At 71.4% G+C, this 6,491-nt stretch carries 6 protein-coding genes; 4 read left to right on the top strand and 2 right to left on the bottom strand.

Going from position 1 to position 6,491, the window contains the following annotated elements; translation table 11 throughout:
* Positions 1-2,313: glycoside hydrolase family 2 TIM barrel-domain containing protein (locus tag PROKR_RS14015; RefSeq protein ID WP_051432989.1), on the bottom strand; the 2,313-nt coding region annotated here is incomplete at its 3' end.
* Positions 2,314-2,421: 108 nt separating this feature from the next.
* Between PROKR_RS14015 and PROKR_RS14010 the strand changes: the two genes are divergently transcribed.
* The 4 genes from PROKR_RS14010 (at position 2,422) to PROKR_RS13995 (ending at position 5,296) form a co-directional block, all read left to right on the top strand.
* Complete coding sequence (locus tag PROKR_RS14010; RefSeq protein ID WP_036964272.1) at positions 2,422-2,913, top strand: nitroreductase family deazaflavin-dependent oxidoreductase; 492 nt, start codon at positions 2,422-2,424, stop codon at positions 2,911-2,913.
* A gap of 10 nt (positions 2,914-2,923) precedes the next feature.
* A complete protein-coding gene (locus tag PROKR_RS14005) occupies positions 2,924-3,253 on the top strand; it encodes a TfoX/Sxy family protein (RefSeq protein ID WP_036964271.1) in 330 nt (109 codons plus the stop codon).
* Between the two features lie 88 nt (positions 3,254-3,341).
* Positions 3,342-4,718, top strand: a complete 1,377-nt coding sequence (locus PROKR_RS14000; protein ID WP_051432988.1) for an AAA family ATPase — start codon at positions 3,342-3,344, stop codon at positions 4,716-4,718.
* A gap of 122 nt (positions 4,719-4,840) precedes the next feature.
* Positions 4,841-5,296 carry an RloB domain-containing protein gene (locus PROKR_RS13995; protein ID WP_036964270.1) on the top strand — a complete coding sequence of 152 codons (456 nt, stop codon included), beginning with the start codon at positions 4,841-4,843 and terminating at the stop codon, positions 5,294-5,296.
* 26 nt (positions 5,297-5,322) lie between these two features.
* Here the strand turns inward: PROKR_RS13995 and PROKR_RS13990 are convergent.
* Positions 5,323-6,491 (bottom strand): aminotransferase-like domain-containing protein (locus tag PROKR_RS13990; RefSeq protein WP_211240137.1); only part of this gene is annotated, 1,169 nt, incomplete at its 5' end.

Below are 6,491 nucleotides of genomic sequence, written 5' to 3'. Positions count from 1 at the left end.
GGCGAGCAGGTGCATGCTCGTGCTGCGCCACACCTCGGCGTCGGACTGCCCGCGCCACATCCCCGCGCGGCGGTCGTTGTCGGTCGGCGCCCGCCACCCGTCCACCCGGAAGGCGTGCACGTCGCGGCCCGCGAGCGAGCGCAGGTCACCCCGGCGGTCGAACCGTGCCGGACCGGCGGAGTACCCGCCGTCGGCCTCCGCGGTCACGCGGCCCGACGGCGCCGCCAGGGGCGCCGGCCCGACGAGCATGAGCTGCCCCGCGCCGAGCACGAACCCGGCCTCCAGCCAGGGCTCCTCCAGCGCGTCCGCCTTCTCCTGTACGGCCCGCAGCGTCCACCAGACCGGCGCCTCGCCCGGCTCCGGCAGGGTCAGGTCGGCCGGCGGGCCGACGACGGCCTCGGTCCCGGCCTCCAGGACCAGGTCGAGCGTGCCCGTGACGAGCTCCTCCTCGCCGCGGTGCAGCGTCCAGCGCAGCTCGGCGTGGCTCGTGTCCCGGAACGCGTAACGGTTGCGTACCAGCAGGGTGCCGTCCGGCTGCGCGTCGATCCGGACCGGCGCGAACACGGCCGCCGTCTCCAGCAGGCCCGGCGAGGGCGTGCGGTCGGGCAGCAGCAGGCCGTCGGCGATGAACGTGCCGTCGTGGAACCGCTCGCCGAAGTCGCCGCCGTACGCCGAGAACAGGTTGCCGGCGGCGTCCGTGCGGGTCAGGCCGTGGTCGATCCACTCCCAGATGAACCCGCCCATCAGGCGCGGGTACCGGTCGAACAGCGCGTCGTAGTCGGACAGCCCGCCCGGGCCGTTACCCATGGCGTGCGCGTACTCGCACTGCAGGAACGGCATGCCCCGGCGGCGGGCGTCGGCGTCCGCGCGCTCCAGCGCCGGCTCGATGCCCTGCCCGATCAGGTTCACGTGCTCGGTCTCGGCGTACATCCGCGAGTAGACGTCCACGTGCTCGCTGGACCAGTCGCCCTCGTAGTGGATCGGCCGGCTCGGGTCGAGCGAGCGCACGGCGTCGGCCATCGCGGGGACGTTGATGCCGCCGCCGGCCTCGTTGCCGAGCGACCACAGGATGATGCTCGCGTGGTGGCCGTCGCGGCGCACCATCCGGGTGACGCGGTCGACGAGCACCTCGGTCCAGTCCGGGTCGTCGACCGGGTTGCCCTCCCAGCCGCGCTCGTCCTCGAAACCGTGTGTCTCCAGGTCGTTCTCGTCGATGACGTAGAGGCCGTACCGGTCGCACAGGTCCAGGAAGTGCGGGTGCGGCGGGTAGTGGCTCGTGCGGACCGCGTTGATGTGGTGCCGCTTCATGAGCAGCACGTCCTCGAGCATCCGCTCCAGGGTCACTGAGCGCCCGCGCAGCGGGTCGAACTCGTGCCGGTTCACGCCGCGCAGCTTGACCGCCCGGCCGTTGACCAGGAACACCCCGTCCTCGATCGAGACGGTGCGGAAGCCGACGGCGAGCGTCACCGTCTCGGTGTCCGTCGTGATGACGACGTCGTAGAGCCGGGGGCGCTCGGCGCTCCACGGCTCGACGGCCACCCGGACCTCCTCGCCCGACGCCGCGTCGACGCCGAGCTCCGGAACCGTCACGCGGGCGGCGACGGCGTCCCGGCCGGTACCCACGGACATGGCGTCCACGCGCAGCGTGCCCGTCCCGGTCGTGTGGTCGTAGGCGGCGTGCACGCGGACGTCGTCGAGCCCGCCGTCGGGGCGGTGCTCCAGCGACACGCTGCGGAAGATGCCCGAGAGCCACCACTGGTCCTGGTCCTCGGCGTACGACATGGCCGACCACTTGGTGACGCGGACCGCGAGCAGGTGCTCGCCGCCCCGGGTCAGGCGGTCGGTGAGGTCCACCTCGGTGGGCAGGCGCGAGCCGTGGGACGTGGCGAGCAGCTCGCCGTCGAGCGCCACCTGGAACCAGGAGTCCACACCCTCGAAGCGCAGCAGGGTGCGGCCGCCCTCGGGCCAGTCGGACGGCAGCCGCAGCGTGGTGCGGTACTCGCCGGTCGGGTTGTCGTCGGGCACGTGCGGCGGCTCGATCGGGAACGGGAAGGTCACGTTGTTGTACTCGGGCACGCCGTACGGCCAGGCGTGCGGGGCCTGGGCGAGCTGCCAGTGCCCGGGCACCGACAGGCGGTCCCAGTCCTCGCCAGGCTCCGCGCGGTCCATACCCGTGTCCGGGTGCGGGAACAGCCGGAACCGCCACTCGCCGTCGAGCGACACCGTCGCGGCGTCCGACGCGCCGGCCGGCGGGCGGAACCGCGGTGCTACGACGCCGTCCGGCACGGCGACGGTCTCGTGGGTGATGGTCATGACTCCTCCAGGCGGCGTCGGTCGGGGAAGCGCACGATCGAGAGCGCCGGTCGCGACGCTACCCCGCATCGTGGTGCCGACTACGCCGGCCCGTCAGATCATGGTCAGATGGCCAGCCTGCTGCACGCCGTCCGCTCCCTCGTCGCACCGCTGACGCGCACGCGGGTGTTCCGCGCCGTCGGCCCGGTGCTGCTGCCGCCCGCCGAGCGGGCGCTCGCCTGGTGCTCCGGCGGCCGGCTGCAGATCAGCGCCCTGCTGGTGCCGTCGCTCGTGCTGCACACGACCGGGGCACGGTCGGGCCGGCAGCACGACACCTACCTCATGTACACGCCCGAGGGGCGCGGCCGGGGAATCGTCGCGGGCTCGTCGTTCGCGCAGAGCCGGCATCCCGCGTGGACCTACAACCTGCTGGCCCACCCCGACGCGAGCATCACCGTGCACGGCCGCCGCATCCCGGTCCGCGCCACGCTGATCGAGGACCACGAGCGCGACGCCGCGTGGGCCCGGATCGAGCGGCAGTGGCCGGGCTACCGCCAGTACGAGCGGACGTCCGGCCGGGTGGTGCGCCTCTTCCGGCTGGAGCGGCGGGAGCAGGCGTAGCGTCGGCGGCATGGCATACGACCTGGTCCTGGCCGACGAGATCCGGCACGCCCTGGCCGGCGAGGACGGCCTGTCCGAGAAGCGCATGTTCGGCGGGCTGTCGTTCCTGGTGGGCGGCAACCTCGCCGTGGCGGTACGCGGCGACGGACTGCTGGTGCGGGTAGGTGCGGACGCCGCCGACGAGCTGGCCCGCACCACGGCCGCGTCGCGCGCGGTGATGGGTGCCCGGACCATGGCGGGCTGGCTGGACGTCCCGGCCGACGCGCTCGGCCCCGAGGCCGAGCTCACCGCGTGGGTGCGACGCGGGGTGGCCTGGGCGCGGACGCTGGCGGCCAAGTAGGTCCACCCCACCGCACTCGCATCACGTTATCCACACGAATTTCGTCGAATCTCGACGAAACAAGCCTTGATAGTGCAATCATGGGCCCATGATTCTCCTGCGCTTCCGGGTCGAGAACCACCGGAGCATCCGTGACGAAGCGGAGCTCTCCCTCGTCCGACCGAGTCTGACCACCGCTCGCCCCAAGGACGGGGACTGGGTGGGTGCCACGACTCGGGTCGCCGGGGTCTACGGCGCGAACGCGTCGGGCAAGTCGACGGTCGTCGACGCGGTCGAGTTCTTTCAGGCAGTGGTCGTCAGTTCCGCGACGTCGTGGAGTCACCGCAGGAGGCTTCCGCAGCAGCCGTTCCGACTGACCGCGCGGTCCGCCCCTGAGCCGTCCGCCTATTCGGTCGACTTCGTGCTTGACGACGTCCGCTACCAGTACGGATTCGAGATCACCGAGAACGCCGTGCGCCAGGAATGGCTCTACGACTACCCGAGTACGAAGCACCGGGTTCTGTTCGAGCGGGAAGGCAACGAGTTCAAGTTCGGCCGCGCCCTGGTTGGTTCCCCCCGGCTGCACGCGGCTGCCACCGGAAGCCGTGCTCTCTTCCTCTCCAAGGCCGCAGGCAACGGGCACGGCCTGCTCGGCCGACTGTTCGCCGCGTTCGCGGACCAGATCGTCGTCGCCGACTTCTCGGAGCAGGACCGTAACCGCCGCCTGCAGCAGATCACTGAGGGAATCGCCGAGGGCGAGATCAGCCTCAACGACGTGAAGACACTTCTCCGGGTCGCCGATATCGGCATCACCGACGTCGGTATCGACGAGTCGGAGATACCCGAGGACGTCCGGGAGTTCAGCAATGAACTCACTGAACTGTTCCATCGACACCTGGAACCTGGACCGGCCGAGTCCGGCGAAGGCACCGATGAGTCCGGTCCCGCCGGCTCGACACCGGCCGAGCACCCATCGGTCAAGATCGAGCTGATCCGGCGCGCGCTGATGTTCCAGCACGCAGGCCGCAACGGTGTCTTCCCTCTGCCGCTGGGATCACAGAGCACCGGAACGCTGTCGTGGCTCAGCCTCGCGCTCCCAGCACTGACGATCCTGCGCTCGGGTGGACTTCTCATCGTCGACGAGATCGACGCCAGCCTGCATCCGCAGCTGTCGCAGGTGATTCTCCGAATGTTCAAGGACCCGGACTACAACCACACCGGCGCCCAGCTGATCTTCACGACGCACGACACGTTCCTGCTCTCTGCCCAGTCGGATTCGATGCTCACTCCCGAGGAGACCTGGTTCACCGAGAAGGACGGTGACGGCGCCACGTCACTCTTCTCACTTGCGGAATTTCCGACCCGCCCGGATCAGAACTTCTCGAAGCGGTACCTCGACGGCCGCTACGGAGCCATCCCCCGGACCGCGCGATCCTTCCTCGTCACGCTCCTCGACGAGGAGACAAAGGTGCGCGCGGATGCGTAAGGGTGGTTCTGTCAGGAGGAACCGCCCGGATCGCCGCGAGAACAAGAAACTGCTGGTGGTGACCGAGGGCGAGATCACCGAGATCCAATATCTTCAGGGTCTGGCGGACCGCCGGTGTCACCGTGGTGCCGTGCACCGTTCAGCGCGGTGGAGGCGAACCATCCCGCGTCCTGGCGAAGGCACGTGCGCTCGCCGCCAAAGGTGACTACGAGGCCGTGTGGCTCGTGGTCGACGTGGACGACCACGCCACCTTGGACACGGTCCTGCGACAGTGCGACGCCGGGTCCGAGACCGTGGTCGTCTCAAATCCACAGTTCGAGGTGTGGTTGCTGTGGCACTTCACGGAGAGCAGCGCGCCCCACACCGCCGGCTCGCTCAGGAAAGAGCTGCGCCGCCACGGGTTCGTCGGCGCGTGCAAGCACCTCCCCACCGACTTTCCGTTCGGTCATGTCGAAGACGCGGTCGCCATCGCCACCAGCAGGAGCCGATCCACAGACCTCAACACCCGCGGCCCCAATCCTTCGAGCACCATGCCGCACCTGGTGGCCGCGCTGCAGGGCAGCGCGGACGGTATCTAGCCATCACGAACGGGCCGGCGTCGACGTCAGCCCAGCTGCCGCGCCAGCGTCTCGCCCAGCACGCGCGCACCCTCGGGGAACGCCCCCGGGTTCGGGCCGGAGTAGTTGAGCCGTAGGTAGGCCCCGGTCGGCTCGGCCGGGAACCACTCGTCGCCCGCCGCGATGATCACGCCCGCCGCCTCGCAGTCCCGGACCAGCCGGTCGAGGTCGGTCGTGTCGGGCAGCCGCACCCAGAGGTTGAGACCGCCCTGCGGCACCGCCTCGACGCGCGCCTCCGGGACGCGCTCGCGGAGCGCTCCGAGCAGCAGGTCGCGGCGTCCGGCGAGCTGCTGGCGCAGGCCGCGCAGGTGAGTGCGCCAGGCGGGCTGGGTCACGACGTCGAGCGCTACGGCCTGGAGCATGCCGCTCACGTACATGGACTCGGCCTGGGCGCCGGCGAGGATGCGGTCGCGGGCCGGGCCTCGCGCGACGAGTCCGGCCACACGGACCGCCGGGGACACGCTCTTGGTCAGCGAGCGCAGGTAGACCACGTGCCCGGCGTCGTCGCGGGAGGCGAGCGGCACCACGTCCTCGGTGATGCCGAAGTCGTGCGCCCAGTCGTCCTCGATCACGTACGCGCCGTGCTGCCGGGCCAGCCGGAGCACCTCGTCGCACAGGTCGGGGGACCAGCGGCCTCCGGTCGGGTTGGCGAAGTGTGGCTGCGCGTAGAAGGCGCGTGCCCCGGTCTGCTCGAATGCTCGCGCGAGCGCCTCCGGGTCCGGGCCACCGGGACCGCTGGGTACCGGCACCACCTGCACGCCCACCTGCTCGGCGGCGAGCAGGGCACCCCAGTAAGTGGGCGACTCCACCAGCAGGGGCCGGCCCGCGCCCACCAGCGCGCGGAACGTGATGCTGAGGCTGCTCTGGCTGCCGGGGAAGACGACGACGTCGCTCGGCGCGGGCGGCGCCACGCCGACGGGTGCGGCGCCGCCGACCTCGGCCGCGAACCAAGCCTGCAGCTCGGACATCCCGGCGGCGGGGGACCGGGTCACCGCGGCGTCGGTCCTCGCCGCCCGGGTGAAGGCGGCACGGACCAGGCGCTCGGGGAGCAGCTCGCGGTCCGGGTAGCCGGAGTGCAGCGCGACGACGTCGTTCGGCGCGGTGTGCTGCGCGCGGGAGAGCTGCTGGGCGGGCTGCGGCCGGGGACCGAGCGCCG

Origin of the sequence: Promicromonospora kroppenstedtii DSM 19349, assembly GCF_000515355.1 — a bacterium.
Classification (GTDB): domain Bacteria; phylum Actinomycetota; class Actinomycetes; order Actinomycetales; family Cellulomonadaceae; genus Promicromonospora; species Promicromonospora kroppenstedtii.
This window is presented reverse-complemented; position numbering and strand designations above follow the sequence as displayed.